Raw genomic sequence first — 24,731 nt, 5'->3', positions numbered from 1 at the left:
TTTCACGTCCCCTGAATTTTCTTCCATTGCCGCCGGTGGGGCGGCATGTCACTCTTATGGACATATAGCCATCCAGATGGCCAAAAATAACCGTACGCAATTATACCCTGACGCAATTATGCGCCAGTGCAGGAGTGAATATGCAACGCAACACCGCCCCGTTCCGCGCCGATACCGTCGGCAGCTTTCTGCGTCCCGCCGCCATTAAACAGGCACGTGAACAGTTCGCCAGTGGTGCCATCAGCGCCGACCAGCTGCGTCAGGTAGAAGACGATGCGATTCGCCAGGTGGTGGAGCAGCAGCGCGCCAACGGTCTGCAGGTGGTGACCGACGGTGAATTCCGCCGCGCCTGGTGGCACTTTGATTTCTTTGGCCATCTGCACGGCGTTGAGCTGTTTGAGGCCGATCAGGGCATTCAGTTCAACGGCGTGCAGACCAAAGCGCACGGCGTGAAGGTCACCGGCAAAGTCGCTTTTAACCCGCAGCATCCGATGCTGGACCATTTCCGCTTCCTGCAAAGCGTGGCCGGCGATGCGGTGGCAAAAATGACCATTCCCAGCCCGAGCGTGCTGCACTTCCGCGGCGGCCGTAAAGTGATTGATGCCACGGTGTATCCGGATCTGGATCAGTACTTCGCCGATCTGGCGCAGACTTACAAAGAGGCGATTAAGGCGTTTTACGACGCTGGCTGCCGCTATCTGCAGCTGGATGACACCGTGTGGGCGTACCTGTGTTCAGGCGATCAGCAGCAGCAAATTCGCGAGCGCGGTGAAGATCCGCAACAGCTGGCGCACATTTATGCGCAGGTGCTGAATCGCGCGCTGGAAGATAAACCGGCGGATCTCACCGTCGGCCTGCACGTGTGTCGCGGTAACTTCCGCTCGACCTGGATCTCGGAAGGCGGCTACGAGCCGGTGGCGGAAATTCTGTTTGGCAGCGTGAACATCGACGCGTTTTTCCTCGAGTACGATAATGAGCGCTCCGGTGGCTTTGAGCCGCTGCGTTTCATCAAACCCGGTCATCAGCAGGTGGTATTAGGGCTGATCACCACCAAAACCGGCGAGCTGGAAGACGCTGCACAGGTGAAGGCGCGCCTGCAGGAAGCGGCGCAGTTTGTCAGCCTCGACCAGATTTGCCTCAGCCCGCAGTGTGGCTTTGCGTCAACGGAAGAGGGCAACAGCCTGACCGAAGCGCAGCAGTGGCAGAAGATTCGTCTGGTTGTCGACATCGCACAACAGGTGTGGTGATGCTGTAAAGTTGTGCAAACAGGCGCGTAAAGCGCGCCTTTTGTGCATCCCTGCGGCGGTTTCTGCAAGGAGATCGCCCGCTTTGCAGAAACTTTAAGCAAATCATCTCAGGTGTTTTCCGACTATTTCCTGCTTATCCACTGCGTTCTGACGCTTTCCTGTTATATCCTTCTGGTTTTCCGATCCTGTATTGCCTTTCTTCGCTATAAACGTTTTAATTTGCGCCGTTGTCGATTCATCCCTCTGTGAACAGAAGAAAAGCAGTTTAAATCACCTGCGCTGTACCGATTCGGCCCGCATAACGCACTGGTCAAGCCAGTTAAGCCATTGTTTTCGCGCATCCAGGGGACAACACAAACCCAACTTCCACCGCAACATCAGCTACAGGCAGTACAGAAGTTTATGACACATCGTTTAACCTCCAGGGATATCCTGGCGCTGGGCTTCATGACCTTTGCCCTGTTCGTTGGCGCAGGAAACATCATTTTCCCGCCTATGGTCGGTATTCAGTCTGGTGAACATGTCTGGATTGCCGCCTTCGGCTTCCTGATCACCGCGGTTGGTTTGCCGGTGATGACCGTGATCGCGCTGGCGCGCGTCGGCGGCGGTATTGATGCGCTCAGCTCACCGATTGGTAAAGCGGCCGGTCTGCTGCTCGCCACCGTGTGCTATCTCGCCGTCGGCCCGCTGTTTGCCACGCCGCGCACCGCGACCGTTTCATTTGAAGTCGGGATTGCGCCGCTGACCGGCGACGGCCCGCTGCCGCTGTTTATCTATAGCCTGGTGTACTTTGCGCTGGTGATTGGCATTTCGCTCTATCCGGGCAAGCTGCTGGACACCGTCGGCCACTTCCTCGCACCGCTGAAAATTGTCGCGCTGACCATTCTGGGCGTCGCGGCGCTGCTGTGGCCGGCTGGCGGCATTTCGCCGGCCACCGCCGACTACCAGCGCGCAGCCTTCTCCAGCGGTTTCGTGAACGGCTATCTGACCATGGATACGCTCGGCGCGCTGGTGTTCGGTATTGTCATCGTTAATGCGGCGCGTTCACGTGGCGTGGAAGACAGCAAACTGCTGACGCGCTATACCATGCTGGCCGGCGTGATCGCCGGTGTCGGTCTGACGCTGGTGTACCTCAGCCTGTTCAAGCTGGGCTCCGGCAGCGGCGCGATTGTCGATCAGAACGCCAACGGCGCGGCGATTCTGCATGCTTACGTGCAGCAGACCTTCGGCGGCATGGGCAGCGTCTTCCTCGCCGCACTGATTTTCGTCGCCTGTATGGTTACGGCGGTGGGCCTGACCTGTGCCTGCGCAGAATTCTTTGCGCAATACCTGCCGTTGTCGTATAAAGCGCTGGTGTTTATTCTCGGCCTGTTCGCCATGCTGGTGTCGAACCTCGGTCTCAGTCACCTGATTCAGATTTCAATTCCGGTGCTGACGGCTATCTATCCGCCGTGCATCGTACTGGTGGTGCTGAGCTTTACCCTGAGCTGGTGGAATCGCAGCACGCGCATCATTGCGCCAACCATGCTGATCAGCCTGCTGTTTGGCATCGTCGATGCCATCAAAACCACCAGCTTTAAAGATGCGCTGCCGCTGTTTAGCCAGCATCTGCCGCTGGCCGATCAGGGACTCTCTTGGCTGCCGCCGTCGCTGGCGATGCTGGTGATTGCTGCGGTGGTTGACCGGGTGAAAGGGCGTGAGCAGGTTGCCGTTCACCAGTAAGCGACATCGCTGTTAATTCCGACCACGGGCTTGCCCGTGGTTTTTTCATTTCCACAGGTACTGTTTGTTATGCAAGAAACCAATAAGCTCAAACGCGGACTGAGCACGCGCCACATCCGTTTTATGGCGCTGGGATCGGCGATCGGCACCGGGCTGTTTTACGGCTCGGCAGATGCCATCAAAATGGCAGGCCCCAGCGTACTGCTGGCCTACATCATCGGCGGCGCCGTGGCGTATATCATCATGCGCGCGCTGGGCGAGATGTCGGTTAACAATCCGCAGGCCAGCTCGTTTTCACGCTACGCGCAGGATTACCTCGGACCGCTGGCGGGCTATATCACCGGCTGGACGTACTGCTTTGAAATCCTGATTGTGGCGATCGCCGACGTCACGGCTTTTGGTATCTACATGGGCGTGTGGTTCCCGGACGTGCCGCACTGGATTTGGGTGCTGTCGGTGGTGCTGATCATCGGCGCCATCAACCTGATGAGCGTGAAGGTGTTTGGCGAAGTGGAGTTCTGGTTCTCCTTCTTCAAAGTTGCCACCATCATCATCATGATCGTGGCCGGTTTCGGCATGATTTTCTGGGGCATCGGCAACGGCGGTCAGCCGACCGGCATCCATAACCTGTGGACCAACGGCGGCTTCTTTGCCCACGGTATCGTCGGCATGCTGCTGTCGCTGCAGATGGTGATGTTCGCCTACGGCGGCATTGAGATCATTGGCATCACCGCCGGCGAAGCTAAAGATCCGGCGAAATCGATCCCGCGCGCCATCAACTCCGTACCGCTGCGCATTCTGGTGTTCTATGTCGGCACGCTGTTTGTGATCATGTCGATCTATCCCTGGAACCAGGTCGGTACCGCAGGCAGCCCGTTCGTGCTGACTTTCCAGCACCTCGGTATCGCCGCCGCCGCCTCCATTCTGAACTTTGTGGTACTGACTGCCTCGCTGTCGGCGATTAACAGCGATGTGTTTGGCGTCGGCCGCATGCTGCACGGTATGGCGCAGCAGGGACATGCGCCGAAGATGTTTATGAAGGTGTCGAATCGCGGCATTCCGTGGGTCACGGTACTGGTGATGATGCTTGCCATGCTGGTGGCGGTGTACCTCAACTATCTGATGCCGGAAAAAGTGTTCCTGGTGATTGCCTCGCTGGCGACGTTTGCCACCGTGTGGGTGTGGATTATGATTCTGCTGTCGCAGATCGCGTTCCGCCACAAAATCGGCAAAGAGCAGGCCGGTAAGCTGCAGTTTGCTCTGCCGGGCGGCAGCGCTACGGCGTGGGTAGGGGTGCTGTTCCTTGCCTTTATCATCGCGCTGATTGGCTACTTCCCGGATACGCGTATCTCGCTGTACGTCGGGTTTGCGTGGATTGTTCTGCTGCTGCTGGCGTGGCCGCTGGCGAAGAAGCGTAAAGCGTAAGTAATTCTACAGCGGGCGAAGCGAGACTTCGCCCGTGGTGCATTACCAGTTTTTCCCCAGCGCCATCTCTCCGCCGTACGGATTCAGGTGATTGTTGTCGTACCAGAGCGGCATGCCCTGATGAGTGACCAGACAACCCTGCGCATTACACAACGTCTCCTGCAGTGACAACACGCGCACGCCATGCTGCTGATAATCCTTTAACAGCTCTGCCACCGATGCGTTTGGCATCTGCAACTGCTGCGTGCGTTCCGCCGCCAGCGCCGCGCCATCCTGCGCGCTGAGCCAGCTATTCAGGCTGCGGCGCAGCGGCATATTGCGGTTATGGCTGTAGCGCAGCGGATCGAGCGTGATGGTCGGCACATCGTCAATCAGGGTGATCTTTTTCCCCGCCGCCAGCAGCTGCGCCACCACGGTATCCAGCCCGCTTTTCAGCGACTGCAGATTGTCCTGCGCCGGATCGCGGAGACTGCGGAATCCGCTGCCCGGCTGCGTACTGAGGCCCGCAGCCCAGAACGCGCTGATCACCACTTCGTCTATTTTATCGCTCAGAATGATCGGCAAAACCCGCTGATTAAAATCGAGGCACTGCTGTGCATGCTGCGGTTTTTGCGGCATCGCGCGCGTGGCGTCAAGCAGGAAAGGGCAGGAGGCTTTGGTCAGCTGAAACAGCGGTTTCTGCTGCCGCCGGGCGTAATCGGCGACGTTAGACGCCAGCGCGGCGGCATGGCTGTCGCCAATCAGCGCTATCGCCGGTGTGTCACTCTGCGGCTGGCACTGCGCATCGCGGGCGGGCCGCGTGGCGCCGTAATCCAGCAGGCAGGGATCGCGCTGGGCGGCGACTTTCCATTCGTCGCCGAGCATCACCGCTTCACTGACGCGCGATTTCAGGCCACCGCTCTGCCACAGCAGCACCATGGCACCGGCTGCCAGCAGCGACGAGGCGCAGTAGCCGGGGATCAGCCAGCGCGTACCGCTGCGCGCCCGACGGAATGGCTGTTCGATGAAGCGCCAGGAGAGCCAGGCGATGACCAGCGCCACGGCACAGATGCTCAGCGCCTGCCAGATGCTGAGCGGGCGATCGCTGCAGATGCGCGCCAGACTGAGCAGCGGCCAGTGCCACAGATACCACGAGTAGGAAATTTTACCGATGAAGCGCATCGGCGCGTTCTTCAGCAGCCGCTGATTGAGCGGGCTGCGTGCACCGATCATCAGACAGGCCGCCAGCACCGGCAGCAGCGCCAGCCAGCCAGGGAAGCGATCGCTATGGCTGAGTAACAGCGTGGCACCGATGATCAGCAGCCAGCCAGCAAGATGACAGAGGCTGGCCAGCCGGCCGGTGACGGGGCGGGGTTGCCACAGCGCCAGCAGCACGCCGGCACCCAGCTCCCAGGCGCGGGTTGGCAGCAGATAAAACGCCTGAGTGCTGGAGAGGGGCGTTAACCACAGGCAGCCGGCCAGCGACAGCAGGCTGAGCAGTAGCACCACGCCGGTCATTGTGCGCCGCAGCCGCACGGCCAGCAGCAGAACAAACGGCAGCACGATATAGAACTGCTCCTCAATGCCCAGCGACCAGGTCATCAGCAGCGGATTGAGATCGGCATCCGCACTAAAATAGTCGCCACTCTTCAGTAACAGCATATTGGGCACCGAGAGAAACACCGCCATGCTGTATTTTGCCAGCTGGCTTAATTCCAGCGGGGATAACAGCAGATAACCGAGCAGCAGCAATACCATCAGCATAAAAAACAGGGCGGGCGCAATACGCCGGATGCGGCGTAAATAAAACTGATAAAACGAGAAGGTGCCGGCGGTAATTTCTTTACTGATAATACCGCCAATTAAAAAGCCGGAAATAACGAAAAATATATCGACGCCAATAAAGCCGCCCGGCACGGCGCTGACGCCGCAGTGGAACAGCACAACCAATATAATGGCGACAGCGCGCAGACCATCGATATCCGGACGATAGCGCAGCGAGACAGGTTCAGACATAACAGGATCCCAGTTATTCAATGTTAATTTGCGATTTTATTACTGCGGGTAAAAATAGCTCGGCGCATCCTGTCGCCGAAAAATGTAAAAAGAGAAAGGTATTACTAAGGGATGATTGACCCGTGCAGCATATCGCAGTTTTACAGCGCTAACGCTTTTAAGGGAAAAAAAAGAAAAGTCTCAGATAACCGTGCCCACCAGCTTGCAGTTTATTGCTGTAATTTCGCTGCAGGAATAAGCCGGCGTAATCTGTCTGGCTTAACCCGGTGGCTGGCGTCAGGGATAGTCCACGGGGATTACCGCGCGCTGATCAATGGCGGTGCGCCAGTGCTCAAGCGTCGATTGATAAGGACACAGCGTGCCCACCGCCGTCTGGCGACAGTTTTGCTGATGCCACTCCTGGCGCAGCAGCGGGTGCTGCCGATCGATCGGCGTTAGCTGGCGCAGCGCATCCAGACTTTGCGCCTGAAAATAGACGCGCAGCAGCAGCGTCTGCGTCTGGTTATCGCGCCAGCGCTCAAACACCAGACTGCTGCCGGGCGGAATATTACCGCGCGCGTAGCCGGGCAGTTGCCAGCTGAAGTCGATCAGCGTGCGCAGCATGGCGATATTGGTGTCGTGTGCCACCAGCAGCAGCCAGCGGGTGGAGGGCGTCGCCGCATCGTCCTGCAGGTTGCGCACCACCGCGTCCAGCAGAATCGACGCACGCTTTTGCGCGATATACGGCACATCATTACTCAGATCGTAATTGGCGGTCAGCAGCGGCAGCAGGGCGCTAATCTGCTGCGCCCGGGTGATGTTGCCCCACGCCAGCTGGCTGAACGGCAGATTTTCGCTCCAGCCGAGCCGTAAGGTTTCGGCCATGCTGGCCAGCACGCTGAGACCCTGCACGTAGGTATGGCCGCTTTTACTCTGCTTCAGCTGCCAGGGGCGATCGAAGAACGGGCAATCTCCCACACACACCGCCTGCCTGAGCTGCTGCACGGCGGGCTGTAAACGCTGCTGCAGTGCGGCGAGATCGCCGGCGCGCGCCGCGACCGCTGCCCGCTCCGTGGCAGCATCCGTTTGGCCGAACGGCAGTTTTTCGCTCTGAAACAGCGGATCGACCGCCCCCGCGACGTGATGAACTGCCACATCGCAGCCAGGAAAGGCACCCTGCAGCAGCGCCTGCGCCGTGGCGCGGGTACGCTGCAGCGGACTGGCACGCAGGTAAATTTGCCCGGCATCGGGACAGCCGGCGCGCAGCAGGCCGAGCTGGCGATAGTGTTCACCCTGCCAGCGACCTTTATTCACGACCGCTGCATAACCGTGTGCGGTGAGTTTCCCGTCGGCGCTGCGCCAGCGCGGCCAGGCGCGCTGGGTGGCGGCTTCGATTTCCGTACGGTTACCTGCGGTGGGAGGCCGCACGCCGTGACGGCTGATCTCTACCACTTTTTCCAGCTGGTAGCGCGGCTGCGCCTGCGCGGTGAGCGCCAGCAAAGCCAGCAGCGCGCTCAGCAGCAGACGTGTCATAGCGTTGGCTGTGCCGGCAGCAGCGCTTTGAGCTGCGGATAGAGCACCGCGTTGGCCAGCAGCACCGGATTACCCTGTTGCAGGCCATGGTGGCTGAGATAATCGTTGGTGACGCCGCCCGCTTCGCGCATCAGCACAATGCCAGGCAGGCCATCCCACGGATTCATGTGCGCTTCGTAATAGCCAATCAGCCGGCCGGCGGCCGCCCAGGCGCTCATCAGCGCACCGGAACCGTTGCGGATAAACATGCCGCCCTGCGCCAGCAGCTGGCTGATAAAGGTGGTCAGCGGTTCAATCGGCTGGCTGTTCGAGCTGCTGAGGCCCAGCAGCCCCTGATCGAGCCGCTGCGCGCTGTGTGCCTGAATGCGCTTGTCATTCACCCAGGCACCTTTGCCGCGGCAGGCGTGGAAGGTTTCCTGATGATTAGGATCGCTGACTACGCCAATCACCGGCTGATTGTCACAGACAATCGCCAGCGAGACGCACCAGTTGTGCAGGCCGTTAAGAAAGCTGCTGGTGCCGTCAATCGGATCGATGACCCAGATAAAGCGCGCGCCGCTGACGTCACCGCCGCTCTCTTCACCCAGCACCGCATCGTCAGAAAAACGCTCATGAATCAGGTGTTTTACCAGCAGCTCAACGTTGCGATCCGCCTCGCTGACCACATCCTGCAAATCCTTCTTGTGCTCCACCACCAGCTGATGGCGCTGCTGATACCACGCCAGCGCGCGGCTGGCAGCGGTTTTCGCCACCTCACAGGCATAGTGATAACGGGCATCTAATTCGGTTAGCGTAGCTGATGACATTTTTCCCTCTTATCATTCACTGGCAATCGACGTGGCGAACCACGCCGGATAAAGCGCCATGGCTGTGTGACTTGCTTAACAAAAGTTAAGCAAGGCTTCATTAAGCCGCAGATGGCTGCGGCTGGCAAGGGGAGGCAATGCGGGGCAGCGGCAAATTGTGCTTCACAGCTGCCGGGCGCGCGCGGCGGCCATCAGGCGTGGATAGAACTGGAAAAACAGCGGTTCGAGCTGGGTATAGTGGTCAACAAAATCCTGATAGGAGTCGCGCAGCGCCGCCAGCCGTGGCCGGCGATGCGCCATGCCGCTTAGCACGCGCGCCAGCCGCGCCGGGTCAGCATAGTGTTCAAACCAGCGTTCGCGCCACATTACCGCGTTGAGCTCGATAAAATCGCCCGGCGTGCCGGGCAGCTGCGGCACAATGTCGCGCTCGGCAGCGGCGCTAAAAGCAGACAGCGACTGCGCCGGATGCAGCTGATCCCAGTGGCGCGCCAGGAAGTGGTCCCAGATCACGTCGAGGGTGATGGGCGCCACGCGGCGCGTTTCGGCGCGGAACAGCTGACGCGCGCTGCGCACTTCCGGCAGGTTATCGGTCAGCACATCAATGCGCCGGTGCAGGGCAATACCGGCCACCACTGGCTGCGGCCACTGCGCCTCAACGTTGCCGCGCACGAAGTCGGCCAGCAGATTACCCAGCAGTGAGCTGTCGGCCAGGGTTGCAAGGTGAAGGTGAGCAAGAAAGTTCATGGCGCATTATAGGCAGAATCACACCGGCGCAGCCAGTTGTTCAGAATTGCCCACTTTTCCGCTAAACTATGCCGCCTGTTTTTTGAGTCCTGAAGAAGTGATGCATGCGTGTAGCCGATTTTGCCTTTGAATTACCGGAATCTTTGATCGCCCACTATCCGCAGGCGCAGCGCAGCGGATGTCGTCTGCTGTCGCTGGATGGCCCGAGCGGGGCGCTGAACCATGGCGTATTTACTGATGTGCTGGATAAGCTCAATCCGGGCGATCTGCTGGTGTTCAATAATACCCGGGTGATTCCGGCGCGCGTCTATGGCCGTAAAGCCAGCGGCGGCAAAATTGAGATGCTGGTTGAGCGCATGCTGGATGACAAACGCGTGCTGGCGCACGTGCGCGCCTCCAAAGCGCCGAAGCCGGGTGCCGAATTACTGCTGGGCGACGACGAAAGCGTCAAAGCCACCATGGTGGCGCGCCACGATACGCTGTTCGAAATCGAGTTTGCGGACGATCGCGCGGTGCTGGATATCCTGAACAGCGTCGGCCATATGCCACTGCCGCCGTACATCGATCGTCCGGATGAGGAAGCTGACCGCGAGCTGTACCAGACGGTGTACAGCGCGCGCCCCGGCGCGGTGGCAGCGCCGACCGCCGGTCTGCACTTCGATGAGCCGCTGCTGGCGGCGCTGAAGGCAAAAGGCGTGGAGATGGCGTTTGTGACGCTGCACGTCGGCGCTGGCACCTTCCAGCCGGTGCGCGTAGAGAACATCAACGATCACATCATGCACTCTGAATATGCCGAAGTGCCGCAGGACGTGGTGGACGCGGTGCTGGCGTGCAAAGCGCGCGGTAACAAAGTGGTGGCGGTGGGCACCACCTCGGTGCGTTCGCTGGAGAGCGCAGCGCAGGCCTGTCAGGATGGGCTGATCGCGCCGTTTTTCGATGACACGCAGATCTTTATCTATCCGGGCTATCACTACCAGGTGATTGACGCGCTAATCACCAACTTCCACCTGCCGGAATCGACGCTGATTATGCTGGTCTCGGCGTTTGCCGGTTATCAACACACCATGGCGGCTTATCAGAGCGCGGTGGCGGAGCAGTACCGTTTCTTTAGCTACGGGGATGCGATGTACATCACCCGTAATCCACAGGCTCCCGACGAAATCGTTGGTGGCTGAGTAATCAGACTGTTTCTCTGATTATCGAAAGAGGTCAATGTGAAATTTGAATTAGATACCACCGACGGGCGCGCGCGCCGTGGCCGTCTGGTCTTTGATCGCGGCGTCGTGGAAACCCCGGCGTTTATGCCGGTCGGCACCTACGGCACGGTCAAAGGCATGACGCCGGAAGAAGTGAAAGAGACCGGCGCGCAGATCCTGCTGGGTAACACCTTCCACCTGTGGCTGCGTCCGGGGCAGGAGATCATGAAACTGCACGGCGACCTGCACGATTTCATGCACTGGCAGGGACCAATTCTGACCGACTCCGGCGGCTTCCAGGTGTTCAGCCTCGGAGATATTCGTAAGATCACCGAAGCCGGCGTGCATTTCCGCAACCCCATCAACGGCGACCCGATTTTCCTCGACCCGGAAAAATCGATGGAGATTCAGTACGATCTCGGCTCCGACATTGTGATGATCTTCGACGAATGTACGCCGTATCCGGCGGACTGGGATTACGCTAAACGCTCGATGGAGATGTCACTGCGCTGGGCGCAGCGCAGCCGCGACCGCTTTGACGCGCTCGGTAACAAAAATGCGCTGTTTGGCATTATTCAGGGCGGGGTTTACGAAGATTTACGTGATGTCTCGGTTAAAGGTCTGGTAGAGATTGGCTTTGATGGGTACGCTGTGGGCGGCCTGGCGGTGGGTGAACCGAAAGAGGACATGCACCGCATCCTGGAACACGTCTGTCCGCAAATTCCGCAAGACAAACCGCGTTATTTGATGGGCGTCGGCAAACCGGAAGATCTGGTGGAAGGCGTTCGCCGCGGTATCGATATGTTTGACTGTGTTATGCCAACGCGTAACGCGCGCAACGGCCATCTGTTCGTCACCGATGGCGTGGTGAAAATCCGCAATGCGAAATACAAAGATGACACCGCGCCGCTGGATGCGGAGTGTGATTGTTACACCTGTCGCAATTACACGCGTGCCTACTTGCATCATCTTGATCGCTGTAACGAAATACTGGGCGCACGTCTGAACACCATCCACAATCTGCGCTATTACCAGCGTCTGATGGCGGGTTTACGCCAGGCCATCGAAGAGGGTAAATTAGAGCACTTTGTTAGCGAGTTCTACCAACGGACGGGCAAAGCGGTTCCACCGTTAAACGTCTGATAATTCTATCAATGAGGGAAATTTAATGAGCTTTTTCATTTCTGACGCCGTGGCCGCAGCTGGCGCTCCGTCTCAGGGAAGTCCGTATTCTCTGGTGATCATGCTGGTGGTTTTTGGTCTGATTTTCTACTTCATGATCCTGCGTCCACAGCAGAAGCGCGCCAAAGATCACAAAAAGCTGATGGATTCCATCTCCAAAGGTGATGAAGTGCTGACCAACGGTGGCCTGGTGGGCCGCGTAACGAAAGTGGCTGAAACCGGCTACATCGCTATCGCCCTGAACGACACCACTGAAGTAGTGATTAAACGTGATTTCGTGGCCGCCGTTCTGCCGAAAGGTACAATGAAGGCGCTGTAATTTATTCTTCCCGAAGGGAACTGCCGTGTTAAACCGTTATCCTTTGTGGAAGTACATCATGCTGGTCGTCGTGATTCTCGTCGGCCTGCTGTATGCGCTTCCTAACCTTTATGGTGAGGATCCGGCCGTTCAGATCACTGGTGCGCGCGGTGGCGCCGCCAGTGAGCAAACGTTGGATCAGATCCAGACCGTATTAAAACAAGACAATATCCAGAGCAAATCCCTCGCGCTGGAAAATGGTGCCATTCTGGCCCGTTTCGCTAACACGGATATTCAGCTGCGCGCGCGTGAAGCCATCACCAATGCGCTGGGCGAAGATTTCGTCGTGGCGCTCAACCTGGCCCCTGCCACACCGCGCTGGCTGACCATGCTGGCCGCTGAACCGATGAAACTCGGCCTCGATCTGCGCGGCGGCGTGCACTTCCTGATGGAAGTCGACATGGATACTGCCCTCGGCAAGCTGCAGGAGCAGAATGCTGATGGCCTGCGCAGCGACCTGCGCGAAAAAAATATCCCTTACACCAACGTTAGCAAAATCGCTAACTACGGCACCGAAATACGTTTCCGCGACGGCGCCAGCCGTGATGCGGCCATCAGCTATCTGACGCCGCGCCATCGCGACCTGGTGATCACCAGCGCTGGCAGCGACACGCTGCGTGCGGTGATGACCGATGCCCGTCTGAGTGAAGCGCGCGAATATGCGGTGCAGCAGAACATTAACATCCTGCGTAACCGTGTGAACCAGCTGGGTGTAGCTGAGCCGCTGGTACAGCGTCAGGGCGCTGACCGCATCGTGGTTGAGCTGCCGGGTATCCAGGATACCGCGCGTGCCAAAGAGATTCTGGGTGCTACCGCAACGCTGGAGTTCCGCCTGGTCAACACCTCGGTGGATCCGAGCGCAGCCGCCAGCGGCCGCGTGCCGGGTGACTCGGAAGTGAAAAAGACGCGTGAAGGTCAGCCGGTGGTGCTGTACAAGCGCGTGATTCTCACCGGTGACCACATCACCGACTCGACGTCCAGTATGGATGAGTACAACCAGCCGCAGGTGAATATCTCGCTTGATGGCGCCGGCGGTAACATCATGTCCAACTTCACCAAGGACAACATCGGCAAGCCGATGGCGACCCTGTTTGTGGAGTACAAGGACAGCGGTAAGAAAGATGCAAACGGTCGTGCGATTCTGGTGAAGCAGGAAGAAGTGATTAACGTGGCGAACATTCAGTCGCGCCTCGGCAACAGCTTCCGAATTACCGGTATCAGCAACCCGAACGAAGCGCGTCAGCTATCGCTGCTGCTGCGTGCCGGTGCGCTGATTGCGCCAATCCAGATTGTGGAAGAGCGGACCATCGGTCCAACCATGGGCCAGCAGAACATCACGCAGGGTCTCGAAGCCTGTCTGTGGGGTCTGATTGCCTCCATCATCTTTATGGTGGTGTTCTACAAGAAGTTTGGTCTGATTGCGACCAGCGCACTGCTGTGCAACCTGGTGCTGATTGTCGGCATCATGTCACTGTTACCGGGCGCCACGCTCACCATGCCGGGCATTGCCGGTATCGTGCTGACGCTGGCGGTGGCGGTGGATGCTAACGTGTTGATTAACGAACGTATTAAAGAAGAACTGCGTAACGGACGCTCGGTACAGCAGGCGATTCATGAAGGCTATAAAGGCGCCTTCTCCAGTATCGTCGACGCCAACGTCACCACGCTGATTAAAGTTATCATTCTTTATGCGGTCGGTACCGGCTCGATCAAAGGGTTTGCGATTACCACGGCTATCGGTATCGCGACTTCCATGTTCACCGCTATCGTCGGCACCCGTGCCATCGTTAACCTGGTGTACGGCGGCAAACGCATCAATAAGCTGTCTATCTGAGGAGTGCGTTGTGGCACAGGAATATCGTATTGAACAGCTGAACCATGGGCGTAAAGTCGTCGACTTTATGCGCTGGGACACGCTGGCCTTTATCATCTCCGGCCTGCTGATTGTGGCGTCCATCGCCATTATCGGTGTGCGCGGCTTTAACTGGGGGCTCGATTTCACCGGCGGGACGGTGATTGAGATCAACCTCGAGAAGCCGGCGGATCTTGATGCGCTGCGTGACGGGCTGGTGAAGGCAGGCTTTGAGGAGCCGCTGGTACAGAACTTTGGCAGCAGCCGTGATGTGATGGTGCGTATGCCACCGACCACCGGCAATGCAGGCCAGGAGCTGGGTAACAAAGTGGTCGCCTCGATCAACCAGACGACGCAGCAGAACGCGACCGTGAAGCGAATTGAGTTCGTGGGCCCGAGCGTGGGCAGCGATCTGGCGCAGGCCGGGGCGATGGCGCTGCTGTCAGCGCTGATAGCGATTCTGATCTACATCGGCTTTCGCTTTGAGTGGCGTCTGGCGCTGGGCACCGTGCTGGCGCTGGCGCACGACGTGATCATCACCTGCGGCATTCTGTCGCTGTTCCACATTGAGATCGATCTGACGATTGTGGCGTCGCTGATGTCGGTGATTGGTTACTCGCTCAACGATAAGATCGTGGTTTCCGACCGTATTCGTGAGAACTTCCGCAAAATCCGTCGCGGTTCTTCTTACGACATCACTAACGTGTCGCTGACCCAGACGCTGAGCCGTACGTTGATCACCTCGATCACCACGCTGGCGATGATCCTGATCCTGTTCATCTTTGGTGGCGCACTGCTGAAAGGCTTCTCGCTGACCATGCTGATCGGTGTCACCATCGGTACCATTTCGTCGATCTACGTGTCGTCCGCGCTGGCGCTGAAGCTGGGCATGAAGCGTGAACACATGCTGGTGCAGAAAGTGGAGAAAGAGGGCGCCGATCAGCCTTCGATTCTGCCGTAATTGTGCCGGAGAAATGAAACGGGCTGCCTGAGTGCAGCCCGTTTTTTTTATGCCTGACGCCAGAGTTACTGGCCTGCAACGACCGTGCTGGCATCCGTCACCGCCTGCACATCATGCACGCGCACGTAGCCGGGCTGACCCGGTGCCAGCCCGCTGAGGCGCAGCGGTACGCTGACCGAACTGCGCGGCATCAGACTGGCGGGCACGGTAATGGTCTGGCTCAGGCTGTCGGCGTTCAGCGGCTTGCCGCTGGCGGGATCCATTTCGCCCCATACCACGCGGGCGCTGAGCGCCGGCACCGGCTTATCATCGGTTGCACGGATATTCAGGTTAGCGCGGCTGCCGCTGGCTTCCCCCTCAACGTGCGACAGCGACAGGCGCAGTTTACCCAGCTGCGTCTGCAGCTCTACCGGCGTATTCGCCTGCGGGAGTAACCATGCGCCCTGCGTCGACTGGCTGTTGAGCTGCCCCTGAATCTCCATCGCGCTGGCCTGACTGGTCAGTTTGCGCATCTGCTGGTTGAGCTGGCTCACTTCCTGATGCAGCGCTTTGACCTGAGGTGAAGCGGGGGTGGAGCTGCAACCACTGAGCACCAGCGCAGCAAGCGCTGCCGGCACCCAAATCATCCTGAACGTCATGCAATGTCCTTCCGGTTATTTAGGGATACGTAAAACCTGGCCGGGATAGATCTTATCAGGATGCGTCAACATTGGCTTGTTCGCCTCAAAGATCTTGTTGTATTCGTTCGGCGTGCCGTACACCTGCTTCGAGATAGCGCTCAGGGTATCGCCTTTTGTCACCGTGTAGAATTCGGCCTGCGTGGCGCTGTCACTGGTGGTGACGTTATCTTCCACTTTGGTGATGCCGGCCACGTTACCCGCCGCCACCAGAATCTTCTCTTTCAACTCCTGCGAGATACCGTCACCGCTGACCTTCACGGTATCGCCCTGGACATCGACTTTCACTTTATCGCTGTCGGGCAGGCCGAGTTGATTAATGTGCTCCTGCAGCTTTTTGCTCTGGTCATCGCCGCCTGACACCGCATCCCACAGTTTTTCACCCGCTTCTTTGACGAAATTGAATAAACCCATACATCCTCCTGTCATTAAGCCGGATTGGCTCTCTAAGCTTAGTAACTTTTCACGGTTTGCTGTAACCGTCAGGCGTCGCTGTGAGCCAGGTGGCGATTCTGCGCCCTGTATTTTGTTGCAACCGGGAACGCGCTACACTATCCGCCCCCAATTCTCGCGACAGGAAACGTCATGCATTGCCCATTCTGCTCCGCTGTGGACACCAAAGTGATTGATTCACGTCTGGTTAGTGAAGGCTCCTCAGTGCGCCGCCGCCGCCAGTGCCTGGTGTGCCATGAGCGTTTTACCACCTTTGAAGTGGCCGAGCTGGTAATGCCGCGCGTGGTGAAAAGCAACGACGTGCGCGAACCCTTTAACGAAGATAAGCTGGCCAGCGGCATGATGAAGGCGCTGGAGAAGCGTCCGGTGAGCGCGGATGCCGTCGACAATGCGGTCAATCACATCAAAACCCAGCTGCGCGCCACCGGCGAACGTGAAATTCCCAGCAAGCTGATTGGTAACCTGGTGATGGAAGAGCTGAAGAAACTGGATAAAGTTGCTTATATTCGCTTCGCATCGGTGTACCGCAGTTTTGAAGATATTCGTGATTTTGGCGAAGAGATCGCCCGCTTACAGGATTAATCCATGACCGATGCGCACTACATGGCGCGCGCGCTGGAACTGGCGCGGCGCGGACAATATACCACCACCCCGAATCCTAACGTCGGCTGCGTTATCGTGCGCGACGGCGAGATCGTGGGCGAAGGCTGGCATCAGCGCGCTGGTGAACCGCACGCGGAAGTGCACGCGCTGCGCATGGCGGGTGACCACGCACGCGGTGCGACCGCGTATGTCACGCTGGAACCCTGCAGCCATCACGGCCGGACGCCGCCGTGCTGCGATGCGCTGATTGCCGCCGGCGTCAGCCGGGTGGTCGCGGCGATGCAGGATCCTAATCCGCAGGTGGCCGGGCGCGGCTTGTATCGTTTACAGCAGGCCGGCATCGACGTGAGTCACGGCCTGATGATGAATGAAGCGGAAGCGCTCAATCGCGGTTTTCTCAAACGCATGCGTACCGGTTTTCCGTGGATTCAGCTCAAACTGGGCGCCTCGCTGGATGGTCGTACCGCCATGGCCAGTGGCGAAAGCCAGTGGATCACTTCCGCAGCGGCAAGGCGCGATGTGCAACGTTTACGTGCCCGCAGTTCAGCTATTCTTACCACCAGCGCCACCGTGCTGGCGGACAATCCGTCGCTGACGGTGCGCTGGGATGAACTGAGCGAGACCGTGCGCCAGCAGCTGAATGAGAGCCAGCTGCGTCAGCCGGTGCGGGTGGTGATCGACAGCCAGCAGCGCGTGACGCCACAGCATCGTTTGATCGCCCAGCCCGGCGAAACCTGGCTGATGCGCACGGAGGCTGATGCACAAAGCTGGCCGCCGGGCGTGAGTCAGATTGAGGTGCCGCCGCGCGGTGAGCAGCTCGATCTGGTGGCGATGATGATGCTGCTCGGTCAGCGTCAGATCAACAGCGTGTGGGTTGAGGCCGGTGCCGGTCTGGCCGGTGCGCTGCTGCAGGCCGGCCTGGTGGATGAACTGATCGTTTATCTGGCGCCGAAACTGCTGGGTAATGCCGCGCGCGGCCTGTGTGCGCTGCCGGGACTGGAAACGCTGGCCGATGCGCCAGCGCTGAATTTTAGCGACGTGCGTCAGGTTGGCGACGATTTACGGCTGACCCTGACACCACGCTGAGCATGCACGGAAAAGCCTGAGCGCGTTGCCGAAGAGTATGATAGAATCCGCCCCCTTCTGCGGGGCCATAAAACAAACACCCAAAGGATATGTATGAAAGTTATCGAAGCTGCTGTTGCCACGCCTGATGCCAATATTGCCATCGTAATCGCGCGTTTTAACAATTTCATCAATGACAGCCTGCTGGACGGTGCGGTTGACGCGCTGAAGCGTATTGGCCAGGTCAAAGCGGAAAACATCACCGTGGTCTGGGTACCGGGCGCTTACGAGCTGCCGCTGGCGGCACGCGCCCTGGCGAAAACCGGCAAGCACGACGCGATCGTTGCACTGGGCACGGTGATCCGTGGCGGTACCGCACACTTCGAATACGTGGCGGGTGAAGCCAGCTCCGGCATCGCTCACGTAGCGATGAACAGCGAAATTCCGGTGACCTTCGGCGTCCTGACCACCGAAAACATCGAGCAGGCGATTGAACGCGCCGGCACCAAAGCGGGTAACAAAGGCGCCGAAGCGGCCCTGACCGCACTTGAAATGATTAACGTATTGAAAGCCATCAAAGCCTGATTTTTGTAAGGGGAATTTTGTGAAACCTGCTGCTCGTCGTCGCGCCCGTGAGTGCGCTGTCCAGGCGCTTTACTCCTGGCAGTTGTCTAACAACGACATTGCCGATGTGGAATACCAGTTTCTGGCGGAACAAGACGTCAAAGACGTCGATATTAGCTATTTCCGCGAACTGCTGGCCGGTGTGGCGACCAACAGCGCGTTCCTGGACGGCCTGATGAAGCCTTACCTGTCGCGCCAGCTGGAAGAGCTGGGCCAGGTAGAAAAAGCCATCCTGCGCATTTCGCTCTATGAACTGAGCAAGCGTGACGATGTGCCGTACAAAGTGGCGATCAACGAAGGTATCGAACTGGCTAAAGTGTTTGGTGCTGAAGACAGCCATAAATTTGTTAACGGCGTGCTGGATAAAGCCGCTCCGCAAATTCGACCGAACAAAAAATAAGTGCAAAAGGCCGGCTCACCGGCCTTTTTTCATTGAGACCTGACTTATGTCCTGTGGTGAATTCGAACTGATCGCACGTTATTTTAACCGCGTCACCAGCTCCCGCCGCGATGTGGAGAAGGGAATTGGTGACGACTGTGCGTTACTTAACGTGCCGGAAAAACAGACGCTGGCCATCAGCACCGATACGCTGGTGGCGGGCGTGCATTTCTTACGTGATATCCATCCGGCCGATCTCGGCTACAAAGCGCTGGCGGTTAACCTGAGCGACCTGGCGGCGATGGGCGCCGATCCGGCATGGTTAACGCTGGCGTTGACGTTGCCTGAGGTAGATGAACCCTGGCTGGCCGCGTTCAGCGACAGCCTGTTTGAGCTGCTGGATTATTACGATATGCAGCTGATCGGCGGCGATACCACGCGCGGGCCGCTCAGCCTGACGCTGGGCATTCATGGCCTGGTGCCGGCCGGCCGTGCGCTGAAGCGCGCCGGGGCTAAACCGGGTGACTGGATTTTTGTCACCGGCACGCTGGGCGACAGCGCTGCTGGTCTGTCGCTGCTGCAGCACCATCATCGCCTGAACGATCCGGCGGTGCATGAAGTGCTAATCAAGCGCCATCTGCGCCCGATGCCGCGCGTGCTGCAGGGCCAGGCGCTGCGCAATCTGGCGACGTCAGCCATCGATCTGTCCGATGGCCTGATCTCCGATCTCGGCCACATTCTCACCGCCAGCCGCGTGGGTGCCCGCATCAATCTGGATGCGCTGCCGCTGTCGGCTGCGTTGCGCGATCACTTCGAGCCGGAACAGGTGCTGCGCTGGGCGCTGAGCGGGGGTGAGGATTATGAGCTGTGCTTTACCGTGCCGGAAGTCAATCGTGGTGCACTGGATGTGGCGCTGGGCCATCTTGGCGTGGCGTATACCTGCATCGGCCAGATCGCGCCGGAAGCAGAAGGGCTGACGCTGCTGGAGAACGGCAAGCCGCGCAGTTTCCATCACAAGGGATTTGATCACTTTGACGCTAAATAAAGATGTGGCCAAAAGCCGTCTGCGCATGGCCAATCCGTGGCACCTGCTGGCGACCGGTTTTGGCAGCGGCCTGAGCCCGATTATGCCCGGCACCGCCGGTTCAATTGCCGCCATTCCCTTCTGGTGGCTGATGACGCTGCTGCCGCTGCAGCTGTATTCGCTGCTGGTGCTGATTGGCATCAGCGTGGGTGTCTACCTGTGTCACCGCACCGCGCGTGATATGGGCGTGCACGACCATGGCAGCATCGTGTGGGATGAGTTCATCGGCATGTGGATTACGCTGATGGCGATACCGGCGATGAGCTGGCAATGGGTGCTGGCCGGCTTTGTGATTTTCCGTATTTTCGACATGTGGAAGCCGTGGCCGATTCGCTGGTTCGACCGTAACGTGCACGGCGGCATGGGCATTATGGTCGATGACATTATCGCCGGGGTCATTTCAGCGGCGATTTTGTATGGCCTGGGGCTGGTGCTTTAATGCGCCAGGTGCGCATGAAGGTACAAACCGGCCACATAGGTAACACTTTAGACCGGGCACATGGGTAACAGTTATAAACGGCATAGCAGAGGAGACTCACTATGCCCTGGACTGAGACTGTTACCATGCAACGCCTTGAATTCATCCTCGCCTGCCAGGCAGGCGGGGAATCCATGACGCAGCTGTGTCACCGCCACGGCATCAGCCGCAAAACCGGCTACAAGTGGCTCAGCCGCTTTAACCCCGGCGAGCTCTCCTCGCTTGAAAATCTCTCCCGCGCCCGCCATCTCCAGCCCGATAAAATCGCCCCCGACATCACCGCGCGCCTCGTTCAGTTCCGCCAGCAGCACCCCGACTGGGGGCCAAAAAAATCCGCCACTGGTTCCTCAGCAACGGCGCTGACTTCAGCGTCCCTGCCGCCAGCACCATCGGCGACCTGCTGAAGGCGGCGGGAATGGTTCAGCCGCGGACGCCGCGCAAGCGAACGCCGGGCAACCTGCGCAGCCTCACGACGCCCGTGAGGAATAACCACGTCTGGAGCGCTGATTTTAAAGGGCGCTTCCGCCTGAAAGACGGCAGCTGGTGCCGCCCCTTCACGCTTACCGATAACCACAGCCGCTACCTGCTGTCCTGCGAGCCGGGCACGTCGGAGACCACGGTGTTCGTGCGCGGCTGCATGGAAAGGGCCTTCCTGGAAGGCGGGCTGCCCGACGTTATCCGCACCGACAACGGCTCGCCCTTCGTTGCGCCGGGCATTCTCGCGCTGACGCAGCTGAGCGTGTGGCTGATAAAGCTGGGGATACAGCCGGAAAGAACCGCGCCGGGCTGTCCGGGGCAGAACGCCCGCCACGAGCGGATGCACCGGTCGCTGAAGGTCGCCATGAGCCACCACGACGTCTTTGGCTCGCTGCCGGAGCAGCAGGCGTGGTGCAGCGGATGGCGGAACGAGTTCAATCAGGAAAAGCCGCATGAGGCGCACGGGCAGCAGCCGCCCGCGAAAATATGGACGCCTTCACCGCGGAAATGGGACGGAAAAGTGCCGGAGGTGGGCTATCCGGAGGGGGCGAAGCTGTACAAAGTCGGTGAAAAAGGCGACCTGAGGCTGAACGGGCGAACCTTCCTGAGCGCGGCGTTACGGGGGGAATACGTGCGGTTCCTGGAAGTGGACGACGGCATTGACGTCATCCTCTTCGACAGGCTCATCCTTGCGTATTATGACCGGGCAGAAAAGCGTATTATCCGGATCGACTGACCACAAAAAGTGTTACCTGTGTGCCCGGTCTGATCTGTTACCCATGTGCCCGGTCGTACCTGAATGCGCACCCTACAAAAAGCGTTGCCATGAATGCGTTGCCGCAGGCAGATCGCCAGGAATGCGTAGCCCGCAGGCAGGTCGTATGAATGCGTAGACCACAGGCAGGTCGCCATGCATGCGCTGCCTGTGACATCAGGTCGCCCTGAAGGCGACCTGACTGGACCGTTACTCGAATCCCACCACCGGATGCGGTTGGTAGACGCTCTCCAGCTCGGCGATATCGGTTGAACTCAGCTCCACGTCCACGGCTTTCACCAGTTCGGCAAACTGCTGCTCGCGCGAGGCACCAATAATCGGCGCGGTAACCACCGGCTTATGCAGCAGCCACGCCAGCGCCACCTGCGCGCGCGTTACGCCTTTGTCCGCAGCCACCGTTGCCAGCCGTTGCGCAATGGCCGCGTCATTCTCTTCGGTGCCGGTATAGAGTTTTTCCATCACGTTATCCGACACCGAACGCGCAGTGGTTTCTCCCCACGGACGCGTCAGCTTACCGCGCGCCAGCGGGCTCCACGGCAGCACCGCGATGCCTTCGCGCTGGCACAGCGGATGCATCTCCTTCTCTTCTTCGCGCTGAATCAGGTTGTACTGATCCTGCATACTGACAAAACGCGCCCAGCCATGCTGCTGCTGTAACTGCAGCGCCTGCGCAAACTGTGTGGCATGCATCGAAGAAGCCCCGATGTAACGCGCTTTGCCTGACCGCACTACCTGATCGAGCGCTTCCAGCGTCTCTTCAATCGGCGTGGCGTAATCCCAGCGATGAATCTGCAGCAGATCGACATACTCCATGCCAAGCCGCGTCAGGCTGTCATCAATCGACTGCTGAATATTGGTGCGCGACAGCCCCTGCGACAGGTTGCTCAGCGGAAAGTAGACTTTGGTCGCCACCACCACCCGATCGCGCTGCGCATAATCTTTGAGCGCGCGGCCGAGGATCTCCTCACTGCTGCCGTCGGAGTAGCTGTTAGCGGTGTCGAAGAAGTTGATGCCCGCGTCCAGCGCCTGCTTAATCAGCGGTCGGCTGCTCTCTTCCGGCAGCGTCCAGGCGTGGTTACCGCGCAGCGGATCGCCATAGGTCATACAGCCTAAACAGAGACGTGAAACCTGCAGATCGGTCTGGCCTAAACGAACGGTTTTCATGAAGGGCTCCTGCTCTTATGCGTGGGGTTTTACCCTCAAGCATAGCAGCAGGAGCGGGGAAGGGCGGTTACTGCGCCAGCCAGGCGGCGATTTGCTGCTGGATGCCTGCGGCGTCCAACTGATAATCCTGACGCACTTCTTCCTGCGTTCCCTGCGGAATAAACTCATCCGGCAGGCCGAGGTTAAGCACCGGCACGCGCAGGCGTTTCGCCATCACGTATTCGTTGACGCCGCTGCCGGCACCGCCTTTGATCGCGCCTTCTTCCAGCGTAACCAGCGCGTCGTGGCTGGCCGCCAGCTCGCTAATCAGGGCTTCATCCAGCGGCTTAACAAAGCGCATGTCGACCAGCGTGGCGTTGAGCGCGTCGGCGGCGGCCTGCGCTTCCGGCAGCAGAGTACCAAAGTTGAGGATGGCCAGCTGCTCGCCGCGACGCCGGATGATCCCTTTGCCAAGCGGCAGGCTGGCCAGCGGTTCCAGCGTGGCGCCGGTGCCGGTGCCGCGCGGATAGCGCACCGCGCTCGGGCCATCCTGATAGTGGTAGCCGGTGTAAAGCATCTGACGGCACTCGTTTTCATCGCTTGGCGTCATGATCACCATGCCCGGCACGCAGCGCAGATAGGCGATATCAAACGCCCCCTGGTGCGTCTGGCCGTCGGCACCCACGATACCGCCGCGATCGATAGCAAACAGTACCGGCAATTGCTGAATTGCCACGTCGTGAATCACCTGATCGTAGGCGCGCTGCAGGAAGGTGGAGTAAATCGCCACCACCGGCTTGTAACCGCCGATGGCCATGCCTGCGGCGAACGTCACCGCATGCTGCTCGGCGATCGCCACGTCAAAATACTGCTGCGGATAATCACGCGAGTAGCTCACCATGCCGGAGCCTTCGCGCATGGCCGGCGTCACCGCCATCAGCCGCGCATCGTCGGCGGCCATCTCGCTCAGCCAGTTACCAAAAATTTTCGAGTAGCTCGGCAGGCCCGGCGCGCTTTTCGGCAGCGAGCCGCTGGCCGGATCGAATTTCGGCACCGCGTGCCAGGTTATCGGATCCTCTTCCGCCGGCGCGTAGCCCTTGCCCTTTTTGGTCATGATGTGCAGGAACTGCGGCCCTTTCAGATCGCGCATATTCTTCAGCGTGCTAACCAGCGTCAGCACATCGTGACCGTCGACCGGACCGATATAGTTAAAGCCCAGCTCCTCAAACAGCGTGCCCGGCACCACCATGCCTTTCAGGTGCTCTTCGGTGCGCTTCACCAGCTCTTTGATCGGCGGCAGGCCGCCCAGCACGCGCTTGCCGCCTTCGCGCAGGCGTGAATAGGTTTTCCCCGAGAGAATCTGCGCCAGGCGATTGTTCAGCGCACCTACGTTCTCAGAGATCGACATCTCGTTGTCATTGAGAATCACCAGCATGTCCGGCTTGATATCACCGGCGTGGTTCATGGCTTCAAACGCCATGCCCGCGGTAATCGCGCCGTCGCCAATAATGCAGGCGGTGCGACGACCTTTGCCTTCGCGTTCGGCGGCCACGGCCATGCCGAGACCGGCGCTGATGGACGTCGACGAGTGGCCCACGCTCAGCACGTCATATTCGCTTTCGCCGCGCCACGGGAACGGGTGCAGGCCATTTTTCTGACGGATAGTGCCGATACGGTCGCGGCGGCCGGTCAGAATCTTGTGCGGATAGGCCTGATGGCCGACGTCCCACACCAGATGGTCAAACGGGGTGTTGTACACATAATGCAACGCGACGGTCAGCTCGACGACGCCCAGACCCGAAGCAAAGTGGCCGGACGAGCGGCTCACGCTGTCCAGCAGGTACTGACGCAGCTCGTCGCACAGGTCCGGAAGTTTTTCTTTAGGCAGTAAACGTAATTCCTGAACCGTGCCTGCTAACGCCAGTGTCGGGTATTTTGCAATATCAAAACTCATCAGAGACTCATTATATAAG

The 24,731-nt window shown here is 59.1% G+C and carries 24 protein-coding genes; 16 read left to right on the top strand and 8 right to left on the bottom strand.

Annotated features, from left to right (window positions below; genetic code table 11):
* Positions 1 to 140: 140 nt before the first annotated feature.
* The 3 genes from ABVR31_RS14375 (at position 141) to proY (ending at position 4,394) form a co-directional block, all read left to right on the top strand.
* Positions 141 to 1,247 (top strand): cobalamin-independent methionine synthase II family protein, encoded by a 1,107-nt coding sequence (locus ABVR31_RS14375; protein ID WP_372773269.1) that lies wholly within the window; start codon positions 141 to 143, stop codon positions 1,245 to 1,247.
* 402 nt (positions 1,248 to 1,649) lie between these two features.
* A complete protein-coding gene (gene brnQ / locus ABVR31_RS14370; protein ID WP_021507147.1) occupies positions 1,650 to 2,969 on the top strand; it encodes a branched-chain amino acid transporter carrier protein BrnQ in 1,320 nt (439 codons plus the stop codon).
* 69 nt (positions 2,970 to 3,038) lie between these two features.
* Positions 3,039 to 4,394, top strand: coding sequence for a proline-specific permease ProY (gene proY, locus ABVR31_RS14365; protein ID WP_058757974.1), 1,356 nt, complete (start codon positions 3,039 to 3,041; stop codon positions 4,392 to 4,394).
* 42 nt (positions 4,395 to 4,436) lie between these two features.
* On the opposite strand, the gene ABVR31_RS14360 is transcribed toward proY, so the two are convergent.
* The 4 genes from ABVR31_RS14360 to ABVR31_RS14345 form a co-directional block, all read right to left on the bottom strand.
* A complete protein-coding gene (locus tag ABVR31_RS14360; protein ID WP_372773267.1) occupies positions 4,437 to 6,389 on the bottom strand; it encodes an acyltransferase family protein in 1,953 nt (650 codons plus the stop codon).
* 276 nt (positions 6,390 to 6,665) lie between these two features.
* On the bottom strand, positions 6,666 to 7,901 hold the full coding sequence (locus ABVR31_RS14355) for a histidine-type phosphatase (RefSeq protein WP_372773265.1): 1,236 nt from the start codon (positions 7,899 to 7,901) through the stop codon (positions 6,666 to 6,668).
* Positions 7,898 to 8,707 carry an inositol monophosphatase gene (locus ABVR31_RS14350; RefSeq protein ID WP_372773263.1) on the bottom strand — a complete coding sequence of 270 codons (810 nt, stop codon included), beginning with the start codon at positions 8,705 to 8,707 and terminating at the stop codon, positions 7,898 to 7,900. Before ABVR31_RS14350 ends, ABVR31_RS14355 begins: the two co-directional genes overlap by 4 nt.
* 162 nt (positions 8,708 to 8,869) lie before the next feature.
* The gene (locus ABVR31_RS14345) at positions 8,870 to 9,451 is read right to left on the bottom strand and encodes an ACP phosphodiesterase (protein WP_058781210.1); all 582 of its coding nucleotides are present in this window, start codon (positions 9,449 to 9,451) and stop codon (positions 8,870 to 8,872) included.
* A 104-nt stretch (positions 9,452 to 9,555) separates the two neighbouring features.
* On the opposite strand from ABVR31_RS14345, the gene queA reads away from it, so the two are divergent.
* Genes queA through secF form a run of 5 tightly spaced genes read left to right on the top strand, consistent with a single transcriptional unit; the run spans position 9,556 to position 15,000 of the window.
* Positions 9,556 to 10,626, top strand: a complete 1,071-nt coding sequence (queA, locus tag ABVR31_RS14340) for a tRNA preQ1(34) S-adenosylmethionine ribosyltransferase-isomerase QueA (protein WP_372773261.1) — start codon at positions 9,556 to 9,558, stop codon at positions 10,624 to 10,626.
* 39 nt (positions 10,627 to 10,665) lie between these two features.
* Entirely contained in the window at positions 10,666 to 11,790 is a 1,125-nt protein-coding gene (gene tgt, locus ABVR31_RS14335) for a tRNA guanosine(34) transglycosylase Tgt (RefSeq protein WP_021507154.1), read from the top strand.
* A 25-nt stretch (positions 11,791 to 11,815) separates the two neighbouring features.
* On the top strand, positions 11,816 to 12,148 hold the full coding sequence (yajC, locus tag ABVR31_RS14330) for a preprotein translocase subunit YajC (RefSeq protein WP_021507155.1): 333 nt from the start codon (positions 11,816 to 11,818) through the stop codon (positions 12,146 to 12,148).
* 25 nt (positions 12,149 to 12,173) lie between these two features.
* The gene (gene secD, locus ABVR31_RS14325; protein ID WP_071813591.1) at positions 12,174 to 14,021 is read left to right on the top strand and encodes a protein translocase subunit SecD; all 1,848 of its coding nucleotides are present in this window, start codon (positions 12,174 to 12,176) and stop codon (positions 14,019 to 14,021) included.
* A 10-nt stretch (positions 14,022 to 14,031) separates the two neighbouring features.
* Positions 14,032 to 15,000, top strand: a complete 969-nt coding sequence (gene secF, locus ABVR31_RS14320; RefSeq protein ID WP_372773258.1) for a protein translocase subunit SecF — start codon at positions 14,032 to 14,034, stop codon at positions 14,998 to 15,000.
* A gap of 65 nt (positions 15,001 to 15,065) precedes the next feature.
* Here secF and ABVR31_RS14315 read toward each other — a convergent pair whose 3' ends face one another.
* Positions 15,066 to 15,638, bottom strand: a complete 573-nt coding sequence (locus ABVR31_RS14315; protein WP_372773255.1) for a DUF3251 domain-containing protein — start codon at positions 15,636 to 15,638, stop codon at positions 15,066 to 15,068.
* A gap of 15 nt (positions 15,639 to 15,653) precedes the next feature.
* A complete protein-coding gene (lysM, locus tag ABVR31_RS14310; protein WP_372773253.1) occupies positions 15,654 to 16,091 on the bottom strand; it encodes a peptidoglycan-binding protein LysM in 438 nt (145 codons plus the stop codon).
* Positions 16,092 to 16,262: 171 nt separating this feature from the next.
* On the opposite strand from lysM, the gene nrdR reads away from it, so the two are divergent.
* The 8 genes from nrdR (at position 16,263) to ABVR31_RS14270 (ending at position 21,576) form a co-directional block, all read left to right on the top strand.
* Positions 16,263 to 16,712 carry a transcriptional regulator NrdR gene (gene nrdR / locus ABVR31_RS14305; protein WP_031279647.1) on the top strand — a complete coding sequence of 150 codons (450 nt, stop codon included), beginning with the start codon at positions 16,263 to 16,265 and terminating at the stop codon, positions 16,710 to 16,712.
* A gap of 3 nt (positions 16,713 to 16,715) precedes the next feature.
* Positions 16,716 to 17,819, top strand: coding sequence for a bifunctional diaminohydroxyphosphoribosylaminopyrimidine deaminase/5-amino-6-(5-phosphoribosylamino)uracil reductase RibD (ribD, locus tag ABVR31_RS14300; protein WP_104092646.1), 1,104 nt, complete (start codon positions 16,716 to 16,718; stop codon positions 17,817 to 17,819).
* A 93-nt stretch (positions 17,820 to 17,912) separates the two neighbouring features.
* Positions 17,913 to 18,383, top strand: a complete 471-nt coding sequence (gene ribE, locus ABVR31_RS14295) for a 6,7-dimethyl-8-ribityllumazine synthase (RefSeq protein ID WP_021507162.1) — start codon at positions 17,913 to 17,915, stop codon at positions 18,381 to 18,383.
* Between the two features lie 19 nt (positions 18,384 to 18,402).
* Positions 18,403 to 18,822 carry a transcription antitermination factor NusB gene (nusB, locus tag ABVR31_RS14290; RefSeq protein ID WP_031279648.1) on the top strand — a complete coding sequence of 140 codons (420 nt, stop codon included), beginning with the start codon at positions 18,403 to 18,405 and terminating at the stop codon, positions 18,820 to 18,822.
* 46 nt (positions 18,823 to 18,868) lie between these two features.
* Positions 18,869 to 19,846, top strand: coding sequence for a thiamine-phosphate kinase (thiL, locus tag ABVR31_RS14285; RefSeq protein ID WP_021507164.1), 978 nt, complete (start codon positions 18,869 to 18,871; stop codon positions 19,844 to 19,846).
* Positions 19,833 to 20,324 (top strand): phosphatidylglycerophosphatase A, encoded by a 492-nt coding sequence (pgpA, locus tag ABVR31_RS14280; RefSeq protein WP_021507165.1) that lies wholly within the window; start codon positions 19,833 to 19,835, stop codon positions 20,322 to 20,324. The genes thiL and pgpA overlap by 14 nt, the downstream gene beginning before the upstream one ends.
* A gap of 125 nt (positions 20,325 to 20,449) precedes the next feature.
* On the top strand, positions 20,450 to 20,767 hold the full coding sequence (locus ABVR31_RS14275) for a helix-turn-helix domain-containing protein (protein ID WP_372773250.1): 318 nt from the start codon (positions 20,450 to 20,452) through the stop codon (positions 20,765 to 20,767).
* Between the two features lie 11 nt (positions 20,768 to 20,778).
* A complete protein-coding gene (locus tag ABVR31_RS14270; protein ID WP_372773248.1) occupies positions 20,779 to 21,576 on the top strand; it encodes a transposase in 798 nt (265 codons plus the stop codon).
* A gap of 228 nt (positions 21,577 to 21,804) precedes the next feature.
* Here ABVR31_RS14270 and ABVR31_RS14265 read toward each other — a convergent pair whose 3' ends face one another.
* Both ABVR31_RS14265 and dxs read right to left on the bottom strand, forming a co-directional pair.
* The gene (locus tag ABVR31_RS14265) at positions 21,805 to 22,779 is read right to left on the bottom strand and encodes an aldo/keto reductase (RefSeq protein ID WP_372773246.1); all 975 of its coding nucleotides are present in this window, start codon (positions 22,777 to 22,779) and stop codon (positions 21,805 to 21,807) included.
* 67 nt (positions 22,780 to 22,846) lie between these two features.
* A complete protein-coding gene (dxs, locus tag ABVR31_RS14260; protein ID WP_150058488.1) occupies positions 22,847 to 24,712 on the bottom strand; it encodes a 1-deoxy-D-xylulose-5-phosphate synthase in 1,866 nt (621 codons plus the stop codon).
* Between the last annotated feature and the right edge of the window lie 19 nt (positions 24,713 to 24,731).

The organism is Pantoea sp. WEP (genome assembly GCF_041678305.1).
Lineage (GTDB): Bacteria > Pseudomonadota > Gammaproteobacteria > Enterobacterales > Enterobacteriaceae > Pantoea > Pantoea dispersa.
The sequence above is the reverse complement of the archived record's forward strand: the minus strand, read 5'-3'. Positions and strand labels throughout refer to the sequence as shown.